The sequence below is a fragment of the Streptomyces sp. NPDC002886 genome (assembly GCF_042888445.1).
Lineage (GTDB): Bacteria > Actinomycetota > Actinomycetes > Streptomycetales > Streptomycetaceae > Streptomyces.
On the sequence record NZ_JBIAPV010000010.1, the window covers coordinates 72,758 to 98,200 of the forward strand.

21 protein-coding genes and 2 pseudogenes are annotated in these 25,443 nt (G+C 69.1%); 9 read left to right on the forward strand and 14 right to left on the reverse strand.

Annotation, left to right across the window (positions count from 1 at the left end; genetic code table 11):
* The first annotated feature begins 368 nt into the window (after nt 1-368).
* The 3 genes and pseudogenes from ACFYYB_RS32990 (at nt 369) to ACFYYB_RS33000 (ending at nt 2,637) form a co-directional block, all read left to right on the forward strand.
* Complete coding sequence (locus ACFYYB_RS32990; RefSeq protein WP_389440110.1) at nt 369-848, forward strand: transthyretin-like family protein; 480 nt, start codon at nt 369-371, stop codon at nt 846-848.
* A 753-nt stretch (nt 849-1,601) separates the two neighbouring features.
* Nucleotides 1,602-1,781 (forward strand): annotated as a pseudogene (locus ACFYYB_RS32995) (transposase); the annotation flags it as partial.
* A gap of 574 nt (nt 1,782-2,355) precedes the next feature.
* A complete protein-coding gene (locus tag ACFYYB_RS33000) occupies nt 2,356-2,637 on the forward strand; it encodes a hypothetical protein (RefSeq protein ID WP_389440112.1) in 282 nt (93 codons plus the stop codon).
* A 140-nt stretch (nt 2,638-2,777) separates the two neighbouring features.
* Here the strand turns inward: ACFYYB_RS33000 and ACFYYB_RS33005 are convergent, their stop codons facing one another.
* From ACFYYB_RS33005 to ACFYYB_RS33020, 4 genes are all read right to left on the reverse strand, one after another.
* The gene (locus tag ACFYYB_RS33005; protein ID WP_389440114.1) at nt 2,778-3,086 is read right to left on the reverse strand and encodes a hypothetical protein; all 309 of its coding nucleotides are present in this window, start codon (nt 3,084-3,086) and stop codon (nt 2,778-2,780) included.
* 873 nt (nt 3,087-3,959) lie between these two features.
* A complete protein-coding gene (locus ACFYYB_RS33010; protein WP_389440116.1) occupies nt 3,960-4,373 on the reverse strand; it encodes a hypothetical protein in 414 nt (137 codons plus the stop codon).
* Nucleotides 4,374-4,814: 441 nt separating this feature from the next.
* The gene (locus ACFYYB_RS33015; RefSeq protein ID WP_389440118.1) at nt 4,815-4,988 is read right to left on the reverse strand and encodes a CsbD family protein; all 174 of its coding nucleotides are present in this window, start codon (nt 4,986-4,988) and stop codon (nt 4,815-4,817) included.
* 195 nt (nt 4,989-5,183) lie between these two features.
* Nucleotides 5,184-5,372 carry a hypothetical protein gene (locus ACFYYB_RS33020; protein ID WP_389440120.1) on the reverse strand — a complete coding sequence of 63 codons (189 nt, stop codon included), beginning with the start codon at nt 5,370-5,372 and terminating at the stop codon, nt 5,184-5,186.
* A 176-nt stretch (nt 5,373-5,548) separates the two neighbouring features.
* Here ACFYYB_RS33020 and ACFYYB_RS33025 point away from each other — a divergent pair, with 176 nt between their 5' ends.
* From ACFYYB_RS33025 to ACFYYB_RS33035, 3 genes and pseudogenes are all read left to right on the forward strand, one after another.
* On the forward strand, nt 5,549-5,929 hold the full coding sequence (locus tag ACFYYB_RS33025) for an STAS domain-containing protein (RefSeq protein ID WP_389440122.1): 381 nt from the start codon (nt 5,549-5,551) through the stop codon (nt 5,927-5,929).
* 70 nt (nt 5,930-5,999) lie between these two features.
* Nucleotides 6,000-6,422: an ATP-binding protein gene (locus tag ACFYYB_RS33030; RefSeq protein ID WP_389440124.1), complete on the forward strand. Its 423-nt coding sequence runs from the start codon at nt 6,000-6,002 to the stop codon at nt 6,420-6,422.
* Nucleotides 6,423-6,831: 409 nt separating this feature from the next.
* A pseudogene (locus ACFYYB_RS33035) lies at nt 6,832-7,198 on the forward strand (transposase); the annotation flags it as partial.
* 15 nt (nt 7,199-7,213) lie between these two features.
* Here the strand turns inward: ACFYYB_RS33035 and ACFYYB_RS33040 are convergent.
* Both ACFYYB_RS33040 and ACFYYB_RS33045 read right to left on the reverse strand, forming a co-directional pair.
* Nucleotides 7,214-7,759, reverse strand: a complete 546-nt coding sequence (locus ACFYYB_RS33040) for an MOSC domain-containing protein (RefSeq protein WP_389440126.1) — start codon at nt 7,757-7,759, stop codon at nt 7,214-7,216.
* 887 nt (nt 7,760-8,646) lie between these two features.
* Nucleotides 8,647-13,113, reverse strand: coding sequence for an AMP-binding protein (locus ACFYYB_RS33045; RefSeq protein WP_389440128.1), 4,467 nt, complete (start codon nt 13,111-13,113; stop codon nt 8,647-8,649).
* A 238-nt stretch (nt 13,114-13,351) separates the two neighbouring features.
* Between ACFYYB_RS33045 and ACFYYB_RS33050 the strand changes: the two genes are divergently transcribed.
* Both ACFYYB_RS33050 and ACFYYB_RS33055 read left to right on the forward strand, forming a co-directional pair.
* On the forward strand, nt 13,352-13,897 hold the full coding sequence (locus ACFYYB_RS33050; protein ID WP_389440130.1) for an EF-hand domain-containing protein: 546 nt from the start codon (nt 13,352-13,354) through the stop codon (nt 13,895-13,897).
* Between the two features lie 1,333 nt (nt 13,898-15,230).
* Entirely contained in the window at nt 15,231-15,560 is a 330-nt protein-coding gene (locus ACFYYB_RS33055) for a hypothetical protein (protein WP_389440597.1), read from the forward strand.
* A 1,021-nt stretch (nt 15,561-16,581) separates the two neighbouring features.
* On the opposite strand, the gene ACFYYB_RS33060 is transcribed toward ACFYYB_RS33055, so the two are convergent.
* From ACFYYB_RS33060 to ACFYYB_RS33070, 3 genes are all read right to left on the reverse strand, one after another.
* Nucleotides 16,582-17,034: a hypothetical protein gene (locus ACFYYB_RS33060; RefSeq protein ID WP_389440132.1), complete on the reverse strand. Its 453-nt coding sequence runs from the start codon at nt 17,032-17,034 to the stop codon at nt 16,582-16,584.
* Between the two features lie 775 nt (nt 17,035-17,809).
* Nucleotides 17,810-18,097 (reverse strand): DUF6973 domain-containing protein, encoded by a 288-nt coding sequence (locus tag ACFYYB_RS33065; protein ID WP_389440134.1) that lies wholly within the window; start codon nt 18,095-18,097, stop codon nt 17,810-17,812.
* 472 nt (nt 18,098-18,569) lie between these two features.
* Nucleotides 18,570-19,400 (reverse strand): helix-turn-helix transcriptional regulator, encoded by an 831-nt coding sequence (locus ACFYYB_RS33070; RefSeq protein ID WP_389440136.1) that lies wholly within the window; start codon nt 19,398-19,400, stop codon nt 18,570-18,572.
* Nucleotides 19,401-19,747: 347 nt separating this feature from the next.
* Between ACFYYB_RS33070 and ACFYYB_RS33075 the strand changes: the two genes are divergently transcribed.
* A complete protein-coding gene (locus ACFYYB_RS33075; protein WP_389440138.1) occupies nt 19,748-20,527 on the forward strand; it encodes an SDR family NAD(P)-dependent oxidoreductase in 780 nt (259 codons plus the stop codon).
* A gap of 52 nt (nt 20,528-20,579) precedes the next feature.
* Here the strand turns inward: ACFYYB_RS33075 and ACFYYB_RS33080 are convergent, their stop codons facing one another.
* The 5 genes from ACFYYB_RS33080 to ACFYYB_RS33100 all read right to left on the reverse strand — a co-directional run bounded on the left by ACFYYB_RS33080 (nt 20,580) and on the right by ACFYYB_RS33100 (nt 25,318).
* On the reverse strand, nt 20,580-21,290 hold the full coding sequence (locus tag ACFYYB_RS33080) for a 4'-phosphopantetheinyl transferase family protein (RefSeq protein WP_389440140.1): 711 nt from the start codon (nt 21,288-21,290) through the stop codon (nt 20,580-20,582).
* An 11-nt stretch (nt 21,291-21,301) separates the two neighbouring features.
* A complete protein-coding gene (locus tag ACFYYB_RS33085; protein ID WP_389440142.1) occupies nt 21,302-22,570 on the reverse strand; it encodes an MFS transporter in 1,269 nt (422 codons plus the stop codon).
* A 35-nt stretch (nt 22,571-22,605) separates the two neighbouring features.
* Nucleotides 22,606-22,899, reverse strand: a complete 294-nt coding sequence (locus ACFYYB_RS33090; RefSeq protein WP_389440144.1) for a hypothetical protein — start codon at nt 22,897-22,899, stop codon at nt 22,606-22,608.
* 140 nt (nt 22,900-23,039) lie between these two features.
* Complete coding sequence (locus ACFYYB_RS33095; RefSeq protein ID WP_389440146.1) at nt 23,040-24,338, reverse strand: glutamate synthase-related protein; 1,299 nt, start codon at nt 24,336-24,338, stop codon at nt 23,040-23,042.
* Nucleotides 24,335-25,318: an asparagine synthetase A gene (locus ACFYYB_RS33100; protein WP_389440148.1), complete on the reverse strand. Its 984-nt coding sequence runs from the start codon at nt 25,316-25,318 to the stop codon at nt 24,335-24,337. Before ACFYYB_RS33100 ends, ACFYYB_RS33095 begins: the two co-directional genes overlap by 4 nt.
* Between the last annotated feature and the right edge of the window lie 125 nt (nt 25,319-25,443).

Consider the following 25,443-nt stretch of genomic DNA (forward strand, 5'->3'; position numbering starts at 1 on the left):
AGACAGGACCAGGAGTCGGCGCCCCCTATTCTTCATGGCCTCGATTTCGGGAATCTCAGGCACATCCGCGAGAGCAATATAGATGCCATGAAATGTTTCGTCACTTGACCATCGAACGTTCTCATCCTCGACTTCACTCAAAAGGGTTCGACTCCTCTCTTCCGTTTCGATACCAAGTCACCCGATCCCACGCTCCACCTCGCAGTCTCTCCCCACCATTCGACCTCGTCGGAACCCGCGGGAACCGCCCCACCCCGCCCGTTCGGTCCACTGGGCTGGCACATGACTGAGGGGGCAACAGACTGGGAGCGGTACGAGCGAACCCCTGGTCAGGTGGTCGTCACCGTCGAGCCCGAAGGACATGGGAAATGAGCTTTGCACTCCGCCGTGCGGTCACTGTCGCAGCCGTCCTGCTGCTGCCGTGCATCCCTACAGCCGCCGCTGCGGCCGCCGAGTCCTCAGCGGCCATGCCGGACACCGCCAAGCGTGTCCAATCGGTCGGGGCCAGAGGAACCCTGCTCTGTCAGGGCCGACCTGCGGCGAATATCAAGGTGAAGCTCTTCGATCGGGACCTCGTCCTGATCGATGATCTGCTGAGTGAGACGCGCACGGACGGCCAAGGGCGATTCGAGCTGAGCGGCGCCACGGACGAAGTCGCAACGATCAACCCGCACTTCGCGATCTATCACGACTGCAACGACGGTGTTCGTCCGTGCCAGAGGAAGTTCTCCACCGACATCCCCAACGCGTACATCACCAATGGCCCGACCCCCTCCATGGTGTTCGACGCCGGAACGCTCGAACTGGAAGGGCGGCGCGCAGGCGAAACCCGGGACTGCCTGGGCTGAGCTCCTGCGGCGAGCGGTAACGAGCACTGGCCGGGCGCGATGTTGCGCCCGGCCTTCTCGACGATTTAGGCCTGCGCCCGGGTGGCCGCCGGGATTGAATCCGGCAGTGCCCGCGCTGCCAGGTCTGCACCCTTCTGAGCGGGCGAAGAATGCCTGGGCGAGGAACGTCGTGACCAGCATCGTCACGACGACCGCGAGGACCAAGCGCACGGGCACTTCCGTAGGCAAGGACCGCTGCAACGTGCCGGCCCGGTGCCGTCCTCCGGGCGCCGGGCCGGGGCGGTCCGCTGTCGGACGGCCCGTCGGATGGATCGGGGTACCCGCGGTGATGTGCCTGTTGGGGCGGGAGTATGCCCATCTGGCAGCGATTATCGGCCCCTTGTCGCTCTTCACCCCTGCCCACCACCGCTCGGTGGGTCCGGAGGGGTGGGTCCGCATGCCGCGGACACCGCGCGGAGATTGCTAAGCGGCTTCGGGACCGAGGCGGTGGGAAGGTGACCGGTCTCTTCTGCCCGCCCGCACGGTGTGCGCGGATGCTGCAGACCCCTTGGGAGCCTTCCGGAACGTGGTGACCTGTCCGTGATCCGCCAGCCCGGGCACCGGTCGGGCCGTGGCCGCTACGCGGTCGGCCGGCTGACCGGCGGGATCCCGGCGTTCCTCGCCATATATGGGTTACCGCTTTGGCCTGCCTCCCGCCGGCGCGCCTCGTCCAGCTGACCTCCCGGCCTCAGGTGTGTCACCCTGTTGCCCTTGTTCGACGCGGAGATCCGCCGGATCGTCTGCACGACGAACGCGATCGAGTCCGTCAACGCCAGGAACCGCCGGGCGGTCAGCGGCCGCGGCCATTTCCCTTCGGAGAACGCGGCCGTGACGTGCGTCTACCTCGCAGTGGTGTCCCTGGACCCGACCGGCGCTGGCCGCAAGCGCTGGACCACGACATCGCCGTCGAGGCCGGACGCTTCGCGCAAGGCGGTGAAACGCCAGTCGAGTAGATCCATGCACTCATAAATCCCCGGCCTCAGGCCGTCGGCGCACTCTCGCATCAGCAAGAGGGCCTGCACGTCGCGACCAGCGGTGATGAGGCGGTCCACCTCCCGCTGGCCCTCGACCGATAGCCGGCCCCATAGAGAATCGTTCATTCCTGTATTGAACCGCTCGACCCAACCGGCGGTTGCACCGCCGGCTTCGTCAGGTCAGAAGGGGGCGACGCTGGCGGATGCAGGACAGGCGGCTGTGGTGACGTACCCGAGGATTCCTGGTGCTAGGGGAGGGCTGTTACGTCCTCGTTGTCGCGGAACCCCTGCTGCGGCTGGCATATAGCCAGTGCATACAGGTGTCCAGCCGTGGCACGATGGCCTCATGTTGATCCGAAAGGGCGATGCCGCGTAGGCGTCCCAAAGCCGTCCGTGCAGAGCGGTGGCGGCCACGATGGCAGTATCCGGTTCTGAAGGTCCCCGATGTCTCCGCGCGAACGCGTGCCGCAATCCGCCGGGTCGAAGACCAGGAGATGTGGCTCAACGCGGTCGCCGAAGCGCTCTCGTGCTTCGAGCGATCCTTCAAGCGGCCAGGACGCTACCTGGATGCCTCTGAGTTCGAATCGCCCGGGGTGGGAGATGCGCGTGACGCCCTTGAGTGGGCGATGCTGCACCTTCCGCCCGGAGCCAAACAGGATTTGGGCCGCTTGATCACGCGTATCGATGAAGAATTCGAGCGCCGCACCTTGCCGGAGCCCAACGAAAACGAGTGGGCGACGACGCGCTGGTGGTGGACCAAAGTGCGTGAACGCTGACGGTCCCCCTGCCGCCGCCCCCTGTAATCGACAGGGTCTGTCACTCTCCGCGACGACTCCCCAAGACCTCGCTCTGTCGCATACTTGGGGGTCGCGGTCTCTTGATCATGCGCAGCAGAGTCCCCGGTGCTGGCCGGAATTCAGTACTCCTCGTCGGGATAGCCCCACTGAACCTTCCCGCTCGCACCGGCAGCCACCTCTGCGACGGTCGCTGCGAAGAGCCCTTCGAAATGCGGCCGCCACAGGTAGAAGCGGCTGATCCCCAGCGGAAAGTCGGATTCGCCGGACACGAAGAACGCGCCGTCGTCGTCCACCGCCACTCCCAACGACACCTGGAGGATGAGGGACTCCTCACGCAGCAGTTCCTCGAGAGCACGGACGATCTCCCAGGCCTGCGGCTCATCTGTGACACCGGTAACGGTGAAGGCGAGATCAATGTTGACTGACATGGAAGGAAGGGTAGAAGACGCCACCGACAGTGCCAGACGACGGTCCGACATATGACCTCAGCCGTCGAGGGGAAACGGGCAGCTCTGCTCCCGCCGTGATCGAGAAGCCACGACCTCCAAATGTGCGACAGAGCCCAAGACCTGTGCCAGAACCCACAACTCGCCGACAAAGCCAGCGAGAGCAGCGGCTGGAGGCAGCTGAGGGAGCGTCACCTACGGCTGTCGGACAGCAAGGCGTACGCGGTCTCACCCGAACCAGCGTCGTCGAGCGGAGCACACAGCCCACGACCGGGGCCCGCACACACTTCCAGGACCGCGCACCTGGCCTTCACCCTGCTCCTGCTCCTGGTGGTGGTCCGGGGCTACTGGGCACCGAAGGTTGCCGAGTGGCAGCGCTGGGCCGGCGGGGTGGTCGAGAGGTTCGCCGCCCGTCTGTCCGGGAGCTAGGCCGTACGTACACGGTCGGTCGAGACCGGCCCGACCGGGACCGAGGACTTTCGGAGCCTGTCCGAGAGGGTCTGACACACAGGCTGTGCAGGTAGACGGACCGGAGCACGTAGATAGTGCGGGCCCGTGCCCCCCTTCAGGGAGCGCGGGCCCGACGCGTTGGGGGAGGCCGGTGTCAGTTGGTGGTGCGGGCCTTGGCGAGCAGTCGTTCGGCGGTGCGGGTGCTGACGGCATAGCGAGCGGCGAGTGAGGCAGGGGTGACGGCCGGCCCGTCGCCGGTCTGTGCGGCGGTGATTTCGGCGATGCGGGAGTCGGGTGTGGTACGCCGTGGTCGCCGGTCGGTGGCGCCGGGGTGCGGCCTTTGTGCTGTGCGGGCCGCACGGTGCGGGCTTCGGCGGTCTCGCGCTTTCACCACAACCAGGTGCCTCACTGGGGTGTGATCACGATGTTGGCGGTGGTGGGCCGGACTGCCGGTGGGCCGCCGGCGTCGTAGAGAACTTTTCCGGTGACGGTGTTCACTGTCGTCGCGAACAAATGCTCGCGACCGCTGACCGCCGCCCTGACGAAGTACGCTCCGCTGGAGTCACGCTCTAGCGCGATGAACGTGATGTCGGCGCCTCCGGATACTTCAATTACGTCGTCGGCGCCGAAACTACCTCCGGCGTCGTGTTCGGTCGGCACGGACACGGCGGGCGCGACCGCTTCGTACACGGCCACGATCCGTCCGGACGGATCCACCACGCTGAGCTGGGCGGGAATCGACGTCCCGCCCAGCGCCACAAGCACAGGCCGCTCGTCGCGGTAGTAGAGAGCCAACGTCGCCACGCCATTGTCGGACACAGCTGCACCCCTCGGCAGTCGGGTAATCACGGGTAGATCCTGTCAACCGCTCGAACTTGGCTGGGCGCGCCCCACACGCCTACGCGCCCCCTGTCGGACCGCCGCTGACGGCTGGCCCGGATGCAGGTGTCGTCCGGTTGATGTCTGTTGTGCTCTGCTGCCCGCCGGCTTGATGTTCAACCGCCTTCGAGGCGTTTCTACGGCCATTATCGTGCTGGCATGGCCCGGTGCTGTTGGCGTAAACAGAAGCGCTTGGCTGAGCACTTCTACGAGTACGCCGACCATGCGCACGCGGACCCCCGGCCGGTGCAAGGCCGTACCTGAGGGGCCGGCGGCAGCTGGGTGCACGCACGGTCTTCCGCTCCTGCACGTGGCTGGGCCCCGACTCCGGGGGGAGGGGGTCGGGGCCCAGCGGGTGACGGTGGTCCGTCGTGGGTGTGGTTAGTGTCGGAAGGTGTCCTTGACGTCTTCCTTGGCCTGGCGGGCGTTGCCCTTGGCCTGGTCGGCGTGGCCTTCGGCGGTCATCCGCTTGTTGCCGGCGATGCGGCCCATGGCTTCCTTGGCCTTGCCCTTGGCCTGTTCGGCCTGTGCCTTGGCCTTCTCCGTGCCCGACATCGGGACCTCCTCGTGTAGTACCGGATTGGTCGTGACGCTCTTCTGCTCCCGATCCCGGACCGCAAACCCCGCCGTCTGTCATCGGCCTGTGCTGGCCGGCGGCTGGAGGTCGATGGCGCGGCGGCGGGCATCGGACGCTGTTGCTTCCGGCGCTCAATCCACGGATGAAGTGGGAAAGCAGTCTGGGGGCCGTGGTCAGCGGGCGTGGTGGTTGAGGCCTCGCTGGTGGGGGAGGCCTCCGGGGCGCGGTGTGGTGCCGCGGTGGGTGGCGCGGTGGCGTCGGCCGAGGAAGGGGTTGCGTCGGGCGGGCTGGCGGGGGGCCAGTGCCAGCAGGGTGACGAGGATGGCGACCGCGACGAGGATGAGCACGGTAACGAGGGTCATATTCCAGCCTTCCGTCGGGTTCTGACTGCCTGTAGCTACTTGCTGTTACCGGAATGAGGCCTTCTAAACACATTGGGTGATGGTGGCTCGGGTGGCGCTCTGAGCCGCACGGGGCGGCCAGGCTGGAGGCCGTCAGCTGCCGACGGGCCGTGTGATCGGGTCACTCGCCCGATTCCGTGGACGCCGTGGAATGTAGGAAGATGCCTGCTGTGATGGGAGACGAATCGGTGGTCATCACGGCCACGCATGAGGACATAGCGCTGATCCGTCTGCGCGGAGCCATCGACGAGGACAGTGCCCCCGGCCTCACCCGGGCGCTCGCGGAGGCCGCGGCAAGCGGTAAATCGCGTACGGTTGTCGATCTCTCGGAGGCCAGCTTCGCGGACTCCCATGCCCTGCATGCGCTGCTCGATGCCCAGAACCTGCACCGGGCGGCGGGGGTGTCCCTGGTCCTGGCGGGCCCGCTGCAGGCGGGCATCCGCCGCCTGTTCGAGGTGACCGGTACCGCGGCCGCGTTCCGGATCACTGACAGCCTGGAGAGCGCGATGACATGCTGACCACCACGCGCTTCCTTCGAACTGGAGTGTGTCCGCATGCCGTGTCCACGCCCGGGCAGGCGATGAGGCGATGAACCCGACCTCCGCCGACACCGCCGAAGGATCCACCCGCCGCCGTAGCAGCAGCGCTACGGCAGCCACCGCGCCGCGCTCCGCCGCCGAGGCCCGCGAGGAGGTCGGTGCCCTGCTGCAGCACGCGGGCATCGCCCTGGACAGCGTCACCGCCGCGGACGCGCTGCTCGTGACCTCGGAACTGGTCACCAACGCGATCCGGCACGGTGGCGGCCTCACCGCCTTCCGCACCGAGATCACCGGCGAGGCCCTGCGCGTAGATGTCAGCGATACGAGCCCGCACACTCCCACGGCCCGGGCGGCTGCCCCGGAGCAGCCTGGCGGGTTCGGCTGGCCGCTCATCCAGCGGCTCGCGGCACACGTGGACATCCACAGTCACTCCCGCGGCAAGACGATCACGACCGTTCTGCGTCTCACCTGATCCACCCCCACCGTCCTCCCAGGGCGCGAGCAGGCCGGCCCCGGGATTCCGCAGCCCTGCTCCGGCCCCCGTGCTGCGGCGCCGAACGAGCAAGCGTCCTGCCCCGCGGCCTCGCCTTCAGGGCCCGCGGACCTCGTTGGCCCCGGACGGCCCCCCACCACCTCCGACTTCCTGGCCGGCGCACTCACCACCGCCCGTCCATCCCCTGATCCGAACCCGGGCGTCGCCGACATGATGAGCACCGACGCAGCAACCGCGCCGCGAAGCTGCGCCTCGACCCAGCCGGCACGCAAGAGCCGCCCACCACTGCGTAGACCCCGCGTCCCTCGACCAGGCTTGGGCTCGCCCCGGGGGCTGATCAGGTGGGCTGTGGACGGCACCTGGGAACGTATCCTCGCCGCGGTCCTGCCGCCCCCTCGCCCTTTGCGTCACCGCAGGCCAGGCTGGCGACGCCCCGGCCTTCGCGACCGTCATGGCCTGCATCCGTGTTCCGCGAAGCGGGCCGGGAAGACCGAGGACCCGGCCGGATGCCGCCCTGGCGGACCGCGCGTACTCGTCCCGCGCGATCCGGAAACACCTCCGCCGACGTGGAATCCGCGCTGTGATCCCCCAGCCGTCCGACCAGGTCGGCCACTGTCTGCGGCGAGGACGCGGTCGAGCGATGCATCAACCGGCTGAAGCAGTGGCGCGGCCTGGCCATGCGAACGGACAAGCTCGCCAACGCCCATCAGGGCGCACTCCACCTCGCCGCCATCCTCAGCTGGGCACGCCGATGACCACGGAACAACAACCTAGACCCGTTCCAGCGGGCGGTGAGGGGGTGGCGGGAGCTCGACCTGGATGGAATCGCCGGGGCGGACGGTCCCTCCACGGCGGACCACAGCCATAACGCCACACTTGAACGTGAACTCGCCGGACAAGGGGTCCATGGCGAAGACCTCACCGAGCAGCCCCTTGCGGAAGTCGTTGATCTTCGAGCATGGGTTGCGCAGTCCGGTCACCTCAAGCACTGCCTGCTCCCCGAGATGGAGCAGGGCGCCGGCAGGCAGGCCCAACAGGTCCATCCCGCATGTGGTGATGTTTTCGCCGAGCTGGCCCGCAGAAACCTTGTAGCCCTTGAGCGCGAGTTCGTCGAAGAGTTCCTCGTGCATCAGGTGGACCTGGCGCAGGTTGGGCAGGTTCGGCTCGTAGGTCATGCGGAACTGGTGGCGGATCGTCTCACCTGCGTGAACGTCTCCTTCCACCCCGAGCCCCGTGAGCAGCCTGATGGAATCGCGATGGGGCTTGCTGAACGAGTACCCCTCGTTACGGCATACTGCGGTCACCTGACCAGGCATCACGCCCTCCACCTGTCGTCTTTCTGCGGCCGGTCGATCATAGAGGCGCTGCGAGCAGCCTTGTGAGGGAAGCGTGCAGCGAGCGAACCTCATCGGGCGGATGGGTCATGTCCGGATCCTGATCGACACCCTCCCGTCAACGAACACCAAAGAGACAGCTCCTAGCGCCGCTGCTCCGGGTGGAGGGAAGCCGCCGCGGCCGAGCGTGCAGTACAGGCGGTCACGCCGATGAATGGCAGATTCCAGTTTGCTGGTGCCGTGCCTTCCCCGGCGCCCGACAGCCCTTCCCGCCCCGGGCCGCCCACACCCGTCCACTACTGGTGTCGTTCCTGCCATCAGCCCCTCTACGCCACCGGCTCGTCGACGGCCGCGGCTGACTGGGGCTGGGAGGTCGATCACCAGCAGCCCCGAACCTGCGGCAACCAGCACCTGATGCCCCTGACCGGCACCGCACCAGCCCTCGAGAACCTCCGCGATGCCTCACGCGTCCTGCGTCACTTCGGCTCCTGACCGGTTTCACCGAGCTTGCCCGCCGACGGCGTGGGAGTGCCGCGCGCACGGCACCCGCGCGACGCCTGTGAGGTGACAGATGGATCACGGACCGCCACGGTGTCCCGTGGCGGGTCGTTGGGCTGGTCATGGACCAGAGAACCGTTCCAGCACCCAGGTGTTCCACGGGGCCGGGTGGTGGGTTGGTGTCGGATTCGCCGATCTACGATGCCGTGGAACGGCAATGGCTTCAGGAGGGGCGGGAGGTTCCCGCTCTGGGAGGATCCAGTGGGCTGGCGACAGGCCGGCACCGCTCACGCGATCCCGACCTCTTCCACCGCGGCTGACCAGGCTCCTGCTCGTTGGACCGCGACGACCTCTTGCCCGACACCGTGCGGTCACACCCTCCGGGACGTGACGTGACTGCGTTCGCTCTCCACACGGAGACCGCTGGGCGCATCGCAGTCGTTCGCATGGTTGCCTGGTTCAGGTTTCGTTTCCTGGTGGTCGGCTTCGGTGAGTGCGGTTTCGAGGGTGTGGCCGATCTGCTGGACGGGTCCGGGTTGGAGCATGTCGACGTGGGCGCAGTCGACGTCATGCGATGTGACCCGGCCGGCGATGTAGGGCTTCCACGCGGCCTCGGGACTGCCGCTGGTGAAGAGGCGGTCGGCCGCGGTGAAGTGCAGCAGGCCGCCCTGAATTCGGGGCGGGCTCCAGATGTCCTGCAGGCGGATGCTGTTGCGCATGACCTGGACCAGGGCGTCCACGCCGTCGGTGCCGAGCCCGGTCAGGGCACTGCCGGCGCCCTGCAGGAGTGAGGCGACCTCGGAGCGGCTGATCCGTGCGCCGGGCTGTGCACCTGCCGCGTCGGCGCATCCGGCGTCGCGGAGCAGGACACGGAGCAGGAGCTGCTCCAGGTGATCCGGGGACGGTCCATAGCCCGGGGAGGGCGGCCAGGTGTCGAGGACCGCGAGTACCCCGGTTCGGCGCCCTGCTTGTTGGAGGAGGCTGGTGATGGCGTGGGCGACGAGCCCGCCGAAGGACGCGCCCAGCAGGTGGAAGGAGCCGTCGGGGCGTACGGAACTGATAGCGGCGGTGTAGTCGGCGGCCATCTCCTCGATGGACGAGGCGAGGGTCTCGTGGCCGGTCAGGCCGCGGGCCTGGAGGCCGTAGAGGGGCCGGTCGGGTGCGAGGGTGTCCAGGAGGGCGGCGTAGGACCAGGCGGTGCCGCTGGCGGGGTGGATACAGAACAGCGGGGGCAGTGACCCTTCGGGGCGGATGGGCAGGAGTACGCCGCCGGGATCGCGTCCGGTGTCGGCCAGGTGTCGGGCCAGGCAGGCGACCGTGGGGTCCGCGTACAGGGCCTGGAAGGTCAGCTGGATTCCGAGGTGTTCGCGGATTTGAGCCAGCATGCGGGAGGCGAGCAGGGACTGCCCGCCCAGGGCGAAGAAGTTCTCGTGCGGTGCGATGTGCTCGCGGTTCAGCAACGCGCACCAGATCCAGGTCAGTGTCCGCATCGTCCCCGCGGCGGCCGCCGTGCTGGTGCCAGGGGCGGCCGCAGAGGCGGGTGTGGGTGCGGCCTCCTTGATCCGTGCCGACCCCGGCCGGTGGGGGTCGGCACCGATCAGGACGTGCGGTACGCCGGTGCGGATCGCGGGCTCGAGCATCTTTACAGCCATGGCGGGGGACAGGATGCGGTGGCCGCGGGCTTCGACGAGGTCGCGGAAGGGGTAGTCGCGGCTGATGCCGAGGTTGTCCCACATGCTCCAGGCCAGGCTGGTGGCCTGCATGTGGCATTGGGTGCGCTGGTGCACGGCGAGGGCGTCGAGGAAGGCGTTGGCCGCGCTGTAGGCGCCGATGCGCGGACCGCCGAGGAACCCGCCCGTCGAGGAGAACGACAGGAACAGCGCATCGGGGGTGGCCTGCAGGAGCTGGTGCAGGACGAACGCACCGCGGGTCTTGGCGTGCAGCACGATGCTCCGCTGCTCGAGGGTCTCTTCGTTGAGGGGGAATTCCTCGTAGTGGCCGGCCAGGTGCAGGGCGCCGGAAAGCCGGATCTGACAGACCTCCTCGGCAGTGGCCACGGCGGCGCGGACCTGATGTGCGTCGGTGATGTCGGCCGCGGCGTAGTGCACGTCTCCCAACGCGCGGAGCCGGCGCAGGGATGCGAGTTTCCTGCCGAGCTCGGTTCCTGCTGCGATGTGCTCGTCCCAGGTGGCCGCTGGCGGGAGCTGGGTCCGCCCGAGCAGCAGCAGCCTCACACCATGGGCGCCCAGCAGGTGGCGGGAGGTCTCCATCGCGAGAGCGCCGAGGCCGCCGCTGACCAGGTACAGGCCGCCCTCCCGGAAAACCGGCCCCGTCGGCGCGGACACTTCGTGGGCTTGAGAGCCGGTGGTGTCGATCGGGGTGAGCCGCCGGACCAGTCGCCAGCCCGAGCGGTGGGCGAACTCCACGCCACCTTCTCCTGTGACGGGGGTGCGGAGCTCTTCGAGGACGGTGAGGGCATCAGCGCGCGAGTCCGTGTAAGGCAGGTCGACGTGGCGGCAGGAGAGCCACGGCACCTCCTGGGCGAGGCTCTTGACCATGGCCGTGGCGGGTGCACGTTCGTACGCCAGCAGGTCACCGTCGTGGACGTACTGGCTGTGGCTGCCGATCACGAAGAGTCCGCGCGGCGCCCGCCCCGGGTTGAAGCGAGCCAGGGCCGCGGCCAGTTCCGCCAGGCAGTGCACCGACTCATCTGTGACCCTCTCAAGGTCCGCCTCGGTGGGCTCACCCAGATAGGGGCCGTAGGTCCGCAGATGCAGGACACGGGTGACCCTCTGGCCGCGGCCGGCGAGGACCTCCAGCAGGTGCTCGTACGCGTCGCGGTGGCCGGACGGCAGAATGAACCGGTCAGGCCCCAGGACGGCGAAGCCGGGCCCCGCAACAGCGACCGCGCACGCCTCGCCGCGCTCCCGCAGCGCTCGGGCCAGGGTTTCCGCCAGTCCGTGCTGGTCGGCGAGCAGCAACGTCATCCCCCGCTCCGGGCACTCTGATTCGATAACCGTCGGCGGGGGAGACTCGGCCGGCTCCCAGCTCTGCCGATGGAATCCGCCTTCACCGGAGGACGGGTCGACCACGACCCTCCCGGCCGCTCGCCGTCCGGCACGAGGCGGACGTACCGAGAGTGCGCCGGTTTCGAAGAGCTCCCGCAGCCGTGCCCGTTGGATTTTGCCGAGTTCGGTCTTGGGCACGTCTTCGCGCGGGACCGGGATCAGGTGGGCCGGGTTGATCCCGGCCTCGTGCAGGACCGTTTCGCGGATGCGAGTCAGGGCGCGGTCGGGGTCGGCGTCGTTCTTGAGGTGGAAGAACAGGGCGAGTTCGTCCGTGCTGCTGTCCGGGGTTCGGACCGCGCAGGCCGCGGTGAAGGAGCGTTCCACCTCGTCGAGGTCTTCGACGAGTGCCTCCAGGTCATGGCAGGCGTGGTTGACGCCGTTGACGATGATGATGTCCTTGGCCCGCCCGGCGAGCGTCAGCTCGCCCTCCTGGGTGAGCCCCAGGTCACCGGTGTCGAGCCAGCCGTCCTCGGTGAACGCGGCGCCGGCCGGCTGATCGTGGTATCCGAGAGTGACCGCGGGGCCGCGGACCTGGAGGGCTCCGACCGTCCCCTCCGGCACCACGTTGTGCTGCTCGTCCACGATGCGCAGGGCGAAGCCCGGATAGGGCCGCCCCACCGAGACGGCACCTGCCTCCCGCCCGCCCCGGCCGGCGCCGCTGTCCTCGCGGGTGAGTACGCCGTCGATCTGACCGGAGGAGGTCTCGGACATGCCCCACACGGGGCGCATCGCCGTCACCAGCAGACCGTGGGGACGCAGGAGTTCGGTGAACCGCCGGGCGGTGCGGCCGACGACCGCTTCCCCGCCGTTGAGGACGACCCGCACGCAGGAGAGATCCCAGCCGCGGGAACCCGCCTCCTGCGTGAGGCGGTCACTGACGAGGCCGAACGCGAAGTTGGGGGCCCAGGTCATCGTGGCCCGGTGCTCGTGCAGGGCGTCGAGCCAGCGCAGCGGATCAGCCAGCACCCAGGCGGTGGGGGCGTGGATCTGGCGGCAGCCGACGACGACGTTCCGCAGGTGGGACATGATCACGCCGCCGGCGTGATCGAGCGGCAGCCAGTTGAACCAGATGTCGCCGGCCGTCTGCTCGTGGTGCTGACGGCCCGCGGCGGCGTGCGTGAGGATGTTGCCGTGGCTGAGCCGCACCCCCTTGGGCACGCCGGTGCTCCCCGAGGTGAGCAGCACCAGCACCGGATCCTCCGGGACCGCCCGATGCCACTCCTCGCTGCTGTGACCGTCATGGCGTGCCAGGAGCTCGTCGAGGACGGCGATCCGAAGCTCCGGCCGGCCACGGTGCGCTGTGAGGGCGCGCAACCCGTCGGCCTCGTCCGCACCGGCTAGTAGCCAGGGGTCGCCCAGCAGCCGCCAGGCCGCCTCCAGCCTGCCGGTACCCGCCCGGTCGGTGCCGTAGTCCGAAGGCACGGCGACGGGCACCGCGACCAGCCCGCCCAGGACACAGGCCCACAGACCGGTGACGAACGCCCGCTGGCTGGCCAGCTGCAGGACCACATGGTCACCAGCTCGGGCTCCTGACCTGCGCAGGCCACCCAGAACGGTCTCTGCCTCAGCGCGGAGTTCGGCGTATGACTGCCGATCGATCCGCCCGCCCTCGCCGAGGAAGACCGTTTCACCTCGTCCGGGCCACCTGAGGTCCGTGCACAGACCGTGGGCAGGGTGGGTGACGCGAAGCAACGCGTCGCCGAGCGTCCGCGCCCGCTCATCCTTCAGGGACGGACCCTCAACGCGTGCGGGGTTGATCGGCTCGTGCAAGGTCTGGCAGTCCTTCCGTCCCCGTGCGTGGAGCTGCCGAGTATGCCGACGTCGGCGACCCCCGCGGACGACACCTCACACGATGGGATGATCTCCTCCCGGACAATGAGCCGAACGAGTGACAAGGAGGTAAGGCCGCCCTGGTGACGTCTGCGATGGTTCGTGCCGTCGATCGACCCCCGAGTCCCGCTCGGCCCTCGGCAGGCCCGGGCGGACACGGTCAGCGAAGGAGCACCGCATGCCCAACGTCATCCACGACAAGTGCGACCGTCTGTTCGCCCTCTACGACACCGACGGCAACGGCCGCCTCGACCACACCGATGTCGAGCTGATGGTCGGAAGGATCCTGGCCGGCAGCAACGTGCCCGCCGACTCGCCCAAGGCCGCTTCCGTCCGCGCGGACTACGACGCATGGTGGAAGGCACTCCTCGACCACGCCGACGACAACGGCGACGGAGTCATCACCCAGGACGAGTTCCGCGCCGCGATGACCGGCCTGTCGCCCGACGACCCGGCCATCAAGAGCACCGCCCGCAAGGCCGTGGACGCAGCATTCACCGCCATGGACTCCGACGACGACGACCAGATCCCCGTCGCCGCCCTGGTCGCCATGTTCACCCGCGGCGGCGTGCGCGAGGACGACGCTGCCGAAGCCGCGCGCGTCTTCGACCTCAACGGCGACGGCACCATCACCCGCGAGGAATACGCCACCGCCTGGCTCGAGTTCTTCGCCACCGAAGACCCCGACGCCCCCGCCAGCCGCATCCTCGGCAAACTCTCCTGACCAAGACGACCGCTGCCCCGGCTGCCCGCCACGGGCACCCGGGGCCGAGTCGCGCGAGTATGGACACGAAGCGCTCTTGAGGCCCGCTGACCCGGGGCCTGGCGATCCCCCCGCGACCTTGACCTCGGCGACCGCGCGAAGAGTCTGGAACAACCCGACGTCAACCGGCTCGCGCACGCCGCGATCGTGGGAATCGTCAAGGGTGTCCTGCGGGAGATGGAGGCGGGCACGCTGGTGGGCTCCCGCCAGCGGCCCCTGCTCGCGGCCCGCAAGGACGGGATCCGCGACCAAGGCGGCACCGGCCTCCCTAACGCGCACCTGGCCCGCATGGGCATGGGCATCTCCTGGAAGCGGGGTCTGGCCTTCGCGCTGGTGGGACGCCTGGTCGAGCAGACACAGCATGCTCTGGCCAAGCCGCCGCCGGGACCGGTCTCTGGGGTGAGGGTGTCCTTGCCCCGGCCGGGTGCAGCGTCGACGTCCTGTAGAACGTGCAGGAGAACTTGCTCCAGGCCGTGCTGCAGGGAGGCGGACGATCCGGGGCGTTCTTCCTCGGGGCCTTTCTCGGGGCCACGGGTGTCGAGGCCCGCCCGGAGAAGGTGGTGCGCGGAGCGAGCGGCCGGCACCTCCTGGCCGAGGATCGGCGACGGGGAACGCTTCGGCATCACAGCCGACGCTGCCGGCAAGCAATGAGGCTGTGCCGCAGGTGGGCACCATCATGGTCACGCCCTCGACGGTTTCAGGAGGGCGTTCCAGCCACCTAGTCGTTGCAACAAACCATGAAACGCGATCGCCGCAGGTGGACCTCTGGGTCATCCGCGCAGGCATCAACATCCCCTCCTGACAGGCGACCCCGATACGTGCACTGAGCGCCGTACTTGGTTCTGACCGCGCTTCCGTGACGGGCACGCCAAATGGGTGACCGCACAAGTCGAAGGGGAATCTCCCGGCCTCCCCGGCCGCCTGGTCCGCGTTCATCACGTCGACCAGGGCACTGTGCTTTCACCTGCTCCGACACGGCCCGCAGTACACGGGTTGGACTCCACGAAGAGCCCCCTCCCGACTTCGGTCAGAGGGGGCTCTCCACGCACCAGGCGGAGACCTTGATCCTGCGGTCGGTAAAGCCAAAGGTCCTACCGCGGTGCCGATCGTGTTCCCTCGGTTAGCAGGGTCCCACCTGGACGCTGTAGCCATTACCACTCCTCAAGGGCGGTCTTCCGTCCCAGCAGCAAGCCGGGACGTGATCCCCATGCGCCGAAGCTGACACCATCCGACGGGAATCGGCACGACACGATCAGCCGCTATTCACTACAGTCACATGGGAAGGGACGTGGACATGGCACTGGTCAAAAAGGGATCGCGGCTCATCACCGTGGACGGGACCACCTACCGGTGGCGGCTCCGCGGCCGGCCGACCTACGACCAAGCACTGGTCTGGGCCCCCCTCTCCTATGCGGTCGAACACGCCGAGACGCCCGGCACCAAACTGGTGATCACCACCAACCAGCCGCACCCGAGTAACTGGTTCGGAACACAAGGCAGCCCGATCCTGCCCGCCCAGGTCGCTGACAGCATCCGCACCGCGCTCACCGCCGGCTGGAAGCCCGAGAACCCGGGCTCACCGTTCCACCTCGACCAGTCAGCTGGCTTCGTCTCCTCCGATTGACCCCCAGACCTCCAGGACTCACCGGCCCAGCCATCGGTGAGTTCTTCTGCTTTACCCTCCCCACATTCCTCAGTTGGTTCACTCCGTGAACCAACTGAGGCGAAGAGCCGCAGTGAGGAAAATTCGGGATCTGACCGCAGTTCCGTGATTGATCTTGAGTGGATGCCTCGGTTTCCCGGTGTGCAAAGGTGTGGCGGCACGTCGTCACACGCGCTATACGAGCGATCTTGCTAAGGGCCCAGGGCCTGCGTGCGGCCGACGAGGCGCCGCGCCAGCTCACCTTCGACCCCGACGTCGACAAGTTGCTGGCCATCGAGGCCGTCACAGACCGAGCCCGAACCCGCTCGGGGATGGCGCAATCAAGCCCGCCAGCCTGGCGCACGCAGCGCGCTCAACTTCTTGGTCACCTGTATGGCCCGTGGCAGAGCTGCGTGATGGCCGGACTCGTGACCCCGTGCGAGGAGCGGCACAGCTCGGCCATGGAGACACGACCCCGATCCGGGACCGCAACCGGGCGGGAGCGCTGAGAACCGCGGGCTTCGACGTCCGCACCTTGCGCGGCTTCACCTTCACTTTGGCCTTCACCTTGGCTTTCGAGGCCGGGCGCTGCTGGCTGAACTGCTTTGCTTTCACCGGCCGCCGTAGCGTCCGCGTTCCCGTGCCCGATCCGTCGGCCTTCGTCGTGCGGAGCTGTTCCCGGCGAGGGGGCACGGCCGACGGGCTCTCCTCGGGCGCGATCACCACGGCAGAAGCGGGCGGCCGGCTGGCGGGCAACGGCGTCATCGGCAGCGCCCCACCGGTCCCACGCTGGGAAGCGTGGGCCGGGGCCTTCGTCCGGTCCTGCGGGGGCTTGTTGTCGACGGGGGCGACGGAGACGCACCCCGCCCTGGCCAGGAGGACAGCGAGGAGCGGGGGGAGGGTCCGGCGGTTCACATGATCACTGTCGCGCACACCGGACCCGGTACCACCGAAGGCACGCCCGGCCTCGCCCCCTACGACGGCCGCCAGCAGCGGCACACTGTCACCATGGCCGCGACCTGACTGCCCGCTCAGGCCGAGGCCCGCGTGGCCAGAGCGATGACGGCGGCGGAGGCCGCCCGGTCCAGGGCGGTCGAAAGGTCTTCGCGACGATCGCTGCCTCCGCGCTCATGGCCGCGAACTCCGCTACGGCCAGAGCGTCGGCCGCGGTACGGGCCAGAAGGTCGAGCTCCACCAGGCGCTGGATCTGCGGGAGTTCCCGGTAGCGCAGGTCGGCCTCGCAGACCTGCGCGGCGTAGTCCTCCAGTGCCGCGATGTGCTGCTCGACGCCGCCCCGGCTCACGCGCAGCGCCTGGCGGCGTGCTGCCTGCAGAGCGACGATCTTCGCGTCGCTGTCCGCCGCCGTGCTGTCGGACAGACGGCTGTACTCGCGCAGGGCGCTCGCGATCTCATCAGCTACCCGCCCGGACGAGAGGGCGTGAACCGAGACTCGCAATTTCGGTACCGGAAGTTCGTCCGCACTCTCGACCGCCCCTGCCGCCGCACAACGGCGGAACGGTCCGCCAGCATATCCGGCGGACCGTTCCTAAGATCCTAGGTTTGGCCTAGTGTAAATGTGGTTTGTTTTCGCGCATCAAAATTGAAGCGGTCGACCCTTTGTCTCCACATTTTGCGGCCGCGGGCTGCGTTAGCCTGACTGCCCTGGTGATCTCGAGTACTGCATACCTGTGTTGCTGTCGAGAAAGCCCTTACCGGCATTCCTTTCAGGGAATACTGTGAGGTAAATCTTGCATGATTTGACGGGGTTTGGTATTTGGAAGTCAAATCTTATCCCAGGCGCCTCGTCGGGGAAAGTGTCGAACTCCCAGGTAGCTGGGCCGCTGTAAGCATGGAAGGATGGCTCGACCGACATTCCGCAGTTTTCCTGGATGTCCCTAACGCCTAGCAGCTCCGCGGACCCATCTGAGCGGACCGTGAGGCGCTCTCCTGTGGCTGCGGACCAAGTCCCCTCTACGTCGGAAATCTGCAGTTTACGCCTGTGGCCATCTTCGGATCCGATAATGACAGCCGCCAGAGCCGTCAGAATTCCTAGAGATGCCGCCAGTATCCAAACGAACTTACGCAAGGGCATTTCCTGTCCCTTCTCTCACTTACTGGTCATCTCTTTTTTCCGAAGTCGAACTGTGTGGAAAAATCTGTTGCGGATCTCGCATACGTAGCCGATTTGTTTATGATTACCATCTGTAGGGCCTTTGGGCTCAGGATGCTGATCAGGTTTTTGCTACTCTCTCTGCCGATTTCTCTACCCTTTGCATTATTGTAGAGAGGTCTGACTTGTGATCCCTCTCCTGTCCGGCAAACAGGTATGCTTCGTGTGCATCGGCCCATGCAATTGCCCTGTTTTCGCCGAGTTCGGCTGTTAGTCTTGCTTGCCATAGTGTGTGTCGGTAGGTGTTTGTGTCGATTCCAGTTCTTTCGTGTTCGGCATCCGATATCCGCGTAGCCCAGTCTTTTATGATCATTGCTTGCACGCATTCTCTCGCGTTATTTACGCACAAGGTTCGCTCGGCAAGGTTCGGCTTTTCAATGACCGCCGCCCGCGCTTACTACGAGTTCCACGGGACGCTGGCCGCACCGGGCCATACTGTCGCCCTCGACCGCCCGGTCGGGTAAGGGCTGACGAGCCTGCGCCGCCCCGGCGCATGCGGGCGGACGGTGGACTGGCAGCGCCACCACGCCCAACTCTCACAGCTCCTCGCCGAAGGCGCGCGCCTCAGCGCGATGCTTCCGGGGTGACCCGGTATGAAGAGGACATCGCGGCATCCAGGGAGTGGGGACTCAAGCCACTGACCGGGGCCCAGCGGGGTTCTGCGGCGCCGGCCGGACGGAGCAGCCTGGGCGCCTCTCACGGACCGTGGTGTCCGCGCGCGCAGCGCCAGGGGCAGGGGCAGAGTGCTCGCCGCGCGGAGAAGCGCGGCCGGCACCCGTCTCGACTCCGAGGCACAACCGGAGCTCCGTTCAGGGCTCGCGTCAGCCGACGAGGCTTTGTGTCCCTACGACCGACAGGAGTGCGAGGCGTTCGGCGTCCTCGGTGCCAGGTTCGGCGGTGTAGATCATGATGTGCAAGTCGTTGCCGGTGACGTGGAGGATGTCGCAGTCCAGAGTGATCGCGCCGACCTGAGGGTGGTCGATGGTCTTCTGAGCGCCCGGCTGCGCCGTGGCGGTGCCCGATTCCCACAGCTGCTCGAAGAGGGGGCTGCGGGTGCGCAGGGTGGTGATGAGGTGCTGGAGCCTCGGGTCGGCGGGGTAACGGCTGGCCGTTGCGCGCAGATAGGCGGCCTGCTGGGCGCGGAGGTTGCCGAGGGAGTCGGGGGTGTGGCGCACGCGGGTGCCATTGCTGAGGAAGTTGCGCCAGACGGCGTTGAGTTCATCGCCGTGCCACTCGCCCATGAGCGCGGTGTAGAGCGCGTTGGCCGTCAGCTGGGTCCAGGCGGCGTCGAAGACGGCGACGGGGGTGTTGGTCAGCCGGTCGAGCATCCGCTGGACGCCGGGGGTGATGTACGCGGAGATCGTTCCGGGGCCGGGGACGGCGAGGCCGGCAAGCTCGAAGAGGAGTGCACGGGCGTCGGTGGGCAGGCGCAGGGCGCGGGCGAGGGCATCGACGACCTGGGCGGAGGGGTTCGTGGCGCGGCCCTGTTCGAGGCGGGTGATGTAGTCCACGGAGATCCCGGCGAGCTGGGCCAGTTCTTCGCGGCGCAGGCCCGTGGCCCGTCGGTGGCCGCCGGTGGGCAGGCCGACGGCGTCGGGTGTGATCTGGTCGCGCCAGCGTCGCAGGGCTACACCGAGTTCTGTCGTTGCCATGGCAGTCAGTGTGGCTTACGGGCGGGATGGTATGCCTGGTACTGGTAGTCCTATGAAGGCGGGTCTACTCCTTGATGTGGCGGTTTGTCGCCAGACTGGGGGCATGACGGAATCAGGAACGGCCCCACCTGTAGTGGGCTGGTTCGGGCTGGGTGATCAGGGCTGTCGGCCCCGTCGCCGCAACTGTGCGTTCCACGACCCAGCGGTCGGTGAGAACCGGGCCCTCCTCGCCGCCGTCCCCGCGGCCATCCGTCCGTAGCCGATCGTCCACCCCCCAACGAGTACACCGACCGTCTCAGCAGAGTCGATTGCGACCGTCCGAGCCGGACGAAGTAAGGACTTCCCTCATGAGCAGCCTCGCCCTCGTCACCGGCGCCACCTCCGGCATCGGCCTGGCCTTCGCCGAACGCCTCGCCGCCGACGGCCACGACCTGATCGTCGTCGGCCGTACGCAGGACAAGCTCGACGCGTTCGCCGACGCCCACCCCCACGTAAAGGTCCGCACCGTCGCCGCCGACCTGTCCACCCCGCAGGGAATCGACGCCGTCGCCGCGTACTGCGCCGACGAGCCCCTGGACCTGCTGATCAACAACGCGGGCGTCGCCCACTACATGCCGCTCGCCGACCTGCCCGCCGGCAAGGCCCGCGAAATCGTCAACGTCAAGGTCCTCGCCCCCACCCTCCTCATGAACGCCGCCGTCGGCGGGATGCAGGAACGCGGCAAGGGCACGATCGTCAACATCGCGGGCATGATCGCCTTCAGCGGCCCCGCCGGGCCCGAGGTCATGCCGCGCCGCGCCGTCTACGCCGGCACCCTCGCGCACCTCGTCACCATGTCCCAGACCCTCGCCGCCGAACTCGAAGGCACCGGAGTCACCGTCCACGTGGTCTGCCCCGGCATCGTCGCCACCAACTTCCACGCCGCCCAAGGCATCGACGCCAGTGCCATCCCGCGCATGAGCACCGACGACTTCGTCACCGGCACCCTGCGCGGGCTCGAACTCGGCGAAGTCGTCATCGCGCCCGGCATCGAAGACCGCACCCTCCTCCACGCCGTCTTCCAAGCCGACCTCGCCGCCTTCGCCGGCCAGAGCCCCACCCTCGCCACCCGGTACCAGAGCAACTGAGCCGTAGCCGTAGCCGTCCGCCGCGTCACTCAGGAGCGGGTGGCCGGGCCGGTCACGGCGTGCGCAGGGCGAGCGCCGCGCAGTGCCCGGTCGGGACCAGGACGTCGCTCAGGGTCCATCCCGGCAGACGGGCCGGTGCCGGGCCGGAACCGACGTAGTCCGCCGCCGGATTCTCCGAGAGGCCGACCCCCAGGCCCTTGAGGTAGGCCTCCTTGCGGGTCCAGACCCGGGTGAAGGCCTCCGAGCGCTCCCCCGGGGAGAGAGCCGCCAGTTCGGCGGCCTCCCGCGGGTGGAGTACGTCGGCCAGCTCCGGGATGGTGCGGGGCGCCACCAGCTCCTCGACGTCCACCCCGACCGGGGCCGTCGCGAACGCCAGCAGACTGATGTCGGTGCAGTGGGAGAGCGAGAAGTGCAGGGACCCGCCCGGGAGTACGGGGCGTCCGTGCGGCTCCTCGCAGTGTGCGCACGGAGCCCGCTCGACGGTGACCTCGCGCGGGACGATGCCCAGATAGGCGCCGAGGAGCCGCCGCAGCGCGACGTGCGCGCAGACGTACGCGTCACGGTCGGCGGCCTGGACGAACTCGGCGGCTCGGGCCAGTTCCTGGGCGTCCAGGGTGCCGGGGGCGTGCCGGGCGGCATGCACGCGGTACTCCGTCGTGTCCACGAGCCACAGTTGCGGGCTCGCGGCCACCAGGACGGCCTGTGCCGGGCCGGGGTCCGACAGCCTTTCCGGGAGCAGGAGCTGCCGGGTCAGTACGGACATGGGGAACCTCCTCAGGCGGCCGCGGGGACGGGGAGCTGCTCCACCGGCGCCGGCTCCTCGGCCCGCGCGGGGTGGCGCAGTGCCAGGACCGCCGCCACCGGGGAGACGAAGGCGATCGCACCGCACAGCAGCCACGTGGTCTGGATGCCGAGGACGAGCGAGAGCGAGCTGAAGACGGCGATGGAGATGGGGGCGGTGCCGATTCCGGCCAGGGCGAGGGTGGACATCGCCGCGCCCATCCGGTCCTCGGGGGCCGACTGCTGGTACAGGGTGACGATCGCGGGACCGTTGAGGCCGGACAGCAGCCCCACCCCGGCCGCGACGGCGGTGAGCGAGACCACGGACGGCATCAGGGCCATCACGAGGATTCCGGCGGCGAGCCCGGCGCCGGTGACGACGAGCCGTACGAACATCGGAATGCGGTGCGCCATCGCGGCGCCCACCGCGCTGGAGCCGAGCGCGCCCACGCTGAAGGCCGCCAGGACCACGCCGACCGCGCTCACGCCCCAGCCGCGTTCGGAGACCAGCAGCGGCAGCGCCACCTCCGCCGGCCAGCTGAAGGCCAGGTCGAGGCAGAGGGCGGCGACGAACATCCAGCGGAGCCGGGGGTGGGCGGCGAGCAGCCGGAAGCCGTCGCCGGAGCGCTTGACCAGGGAGACGCCGGGCTCCGGCGCGGGGCGGACGAAGCCGTGCGTGACGTGGAGCAGGCAGCCGAGCCAGATGGCCCCGGTGGCGGCGCCGACCAGCATGGCCAGCCACAGCTCCCCGACGCTGATCAGGAGCGCTCCGGCCGGTGAGCCGAGGATGGGGGCGACGCGCAGCACCATCGAGTAGAGGGAGTTCGCGCGGGCCAGCTGGTCGCCGCGGGCGAACATCGGGAGCAGGACGCCGGACGCCGGCCCGGCGAGGCCCAGGAGGATCCCCTCGATCAGCGCGATGACCACCAGCGGCCACAGCTGGTGGGTGGTGGCGGTGACGGCGGCGCCAACGGCCAGTAGGACGACGCGGGCGGCCGTGGTGCGCAGCAGGATGAAACGCGGCCCGAGGGTGTCGGCCACCGCCCCGCCGAAGATCAGCATCAGGGCGCGGGGCACCGTGGCGGCGAGCATCAGCAGGGTGACCGCGCGGGTCCCGCCCAGCTCGACGGCGGTCCAGTTCATCGCGATGAGCAGGGCGAAGCTGCCGAGCTGCACGGAAGCCTGGCCGCCGACGAGGGAGCCGACCCGGCCCCACTGGACCGGCTGTCCGGGCCGAGGAGTCTGCTGTACGGGGGTGTCCATGGTGCACCTGTTCTCTGTGGGAGGGGTGGGGTTGTTCATCGGTGATCGCCGTGCACATCGCCGTGCAGGTCGCCGTGTACGTCGCCGTGGTGGTGGTGGTGGTGCTGGCGCTCGGCCAAGGCCGCGGAGACGGCACGCCGTGCGGCGTTCGCCAGGTCGAAGCTGCGGGGAACGCCGCCGTACGTCCGCAGTTCCAGGCGGCCGCCGAGGTGGCCGAGGCCGGCTGCTCCGAGTGCCCGGTACGCGGCCGTGGCCGCGGCGGCGGTGGCGGCCGGTCCCGCCTGGGGGACGGCGGCCGCGCTGACCCCCGGTTCCTCCGAGAGCCACAACCGCGCCCGGACGCACGCCGCCCGTCGACGGCGCCCGGACGGCCCCGTGAGTCGGCCGCCCGGCACGGGCCGCAGGGCGGCCCGACCGGATGCCGGACCGACTACCGCGGGAACGACGGGCCGGGCCGGACCGGCCGGCCTCATGACGGGCTCCCGAGCGCGACGGCCGCCACGGCCCCCGGCACCGGGGTTTCGGGGGACCACAGGTCGGTTGGGTCCAGATCGGCGACGCGGTACTTCCCGAGGGCGCTGACCAGCAGCCGCAGCTCCAGCGCCAAGGCCTCGACCAGCCGGACCAGCCCCGCCTCGGGGTCCTCGTCCACCGCCAGCAGCGCCGCCCGGCCCAGGCCCACCGCGGTGGCCCCCAGGGACAGGGCCCGTGCCGCCCGGCCCCCCTCCCAGATCCGGCCCGTCGCGAGCAGGTCCCCGGCCGGACGGCCGATCCGGCGCAGGCACTCCCCGAGCGGCAGCCCCACCTGGTCGAGGAACACCCGCGGGGCCCAGCCGGTGCCCCCCTCGGCGCCGTCCACCGTCACCGCGTCGGCGCCCGCGGTCCAGGCGGTGGCGGTGGCCGCCGCGATGTCCCGGCCCGGGTGGAACTTCACCCAGGTGCGCGCCAGCGGGAAGTTGTTCCGCATGAAACGCAGTTGCTGGCGGACGATCTCCTCGGTGAAGGTGCCGGGCGTCGCACACCGCAGCCGGCTGCCGCCGGCCCCGCCGGCCTCGCCCAGGAGGTCCCGTACGGCGAACCGCCCGGCCAGCCGCTGGGCTTCCGCCGCCCCCACCACGGTCATTCCGCCGAGCCCGGGCTTGGCGCCCTGGCCCACCTTGAGTTCGAAGCCGAGGCGGCCCGAGTCGCGCAGCGCCCGGGTCCCCGGGTCGCTGTAGAGCAGGTTCCAGACTTCGGAGTCGGCGTCCTCGGTGGACTGCTGCACGACGACCCCGCCGACCCCGTCCGGGAGGGACTCGGCGTAGGCGGCGATCCGTTCCAACAGGGCGGAGCGGGTGGCGCCGCCCTCGCCGCCGCGGGCGTAGCCGTGGACCGGCACCATGTTCTCGCCGATCACCATGGGGATCCCGAGCCGCGCGGCCTGGCGGCCGGCCGCCACCCCGAGATCGCCGCTCCCGGCGCGGGTGGATCCGAACGCCGAGAGGTACAGCGGCAGTCGGGCGGTGAAGCCGCCGATCGAGGTGTCCAGGTCCACGTCCTCGTACGAGGGCTCGCGGCCCAGGTCGATCAGCTTCTCCAGCCGTCGCGGCATGAACACCGGCGGTACGATCCGCAGCGCGTCCAAGGAGTCGGGGGCGCCCTCCGGGGTCCCGGCCCCGAAGAGCTCCGCCCCGTACGCGTCCGCCGCCGGGAACACCTCGGCCGTGCCCGAACGGGCCCTCGCCCGTACCGCCCGCTCCGGGAAGCCCGGCGCACCCAGGGGGCTCATGGCGCGATCACCCCCGGCAGCTTCGGGTAGGCGCTGACCTGCCAGAGGGCGTCGAGCCCGGTCAGGAACCGCACGAGGCGCTGCAGCCCCATGCCGAAGCCGGCGCTGGGCTCGATGCCCTCACGGGCCAGTTCCAGGTACCAGGCGTACTTGGCCGGGTTCTCGCCGCTCTCCCGCATGCGGGTCACGATCGCCGCATACCCCGATTCCCGCTCGCTGCCGCTGACCAGCTCGCCGAATCCGCCGTGTGCGATGAGATCGAAGTTGCGCAGCACACCCGGGCGTTGGGGGTCCTCGCGGTCGTAGAAGCCGCGCGATCCCTTCGGGTAGTCGTCGATGAAGAACGGCCGGTCGGCCTCCAGGGAGAGCACCTTCTCGCCCTCCCAGTCGATCTCCGCGTCCGCGCTCTGCGGGTGCCCCGCGCCGATCAGCCGGGCCACAGCCTCCTCGTGGGTGCAGGAGTCGAACTTCCCGGACCGCAGTTCGGAGAAATCAAGCTCGTCCCGGCCGAGTTCACGCAGAACCTCGGGGACGGTCGTCCACACGTGATCCACCACGGCGGTCAGCAGGCCGGCCGCGATCTCCTGGGCGTCGGCCCGGCTGCCGCCGGCCATCTCCACGTCGATCTGGTGGAACTCCACCAGGTGACGGCCGGTGCCCGCGGTCTCGGGGGGCTCCACCCGGACGTTCGGGGCGATGTAGAAGAGGCGCGGAAAGCCCTTCAGGGAGGCTTGCTTGTAGAGGATCGCGCTCGTCATCAGCTTGTACGGCTGCCCGTAGTAGTCGACGTCCAGCGCCTTCGCGCCGCGTCCGCCCGGGTCGGTGACCGGGCCCACCAGGGGCGGCAGCAGTTCCACGAAGCCCTCGCCGCGGAGGAACTGCCGGGCCGCGTGGAGGGCTTCCTGCTGGACGATCATCGCGGAGCGGAGCTGCGGCGAGCGCAAGTGTTCACCCAGCGGGGGAGGGGTCGAGAGACTCATGTCGGGTCCTGCTCCTGTTCCTGGTCGTGTTCCTGGTCGTGGTCTTGGTCGTGTTCCGGGTCGTCTTGCCCGTGATGAAGGGGGGGCGCAGGTGCGGCGCAGAGGTCCGGGTGTTCCCCGGTCGG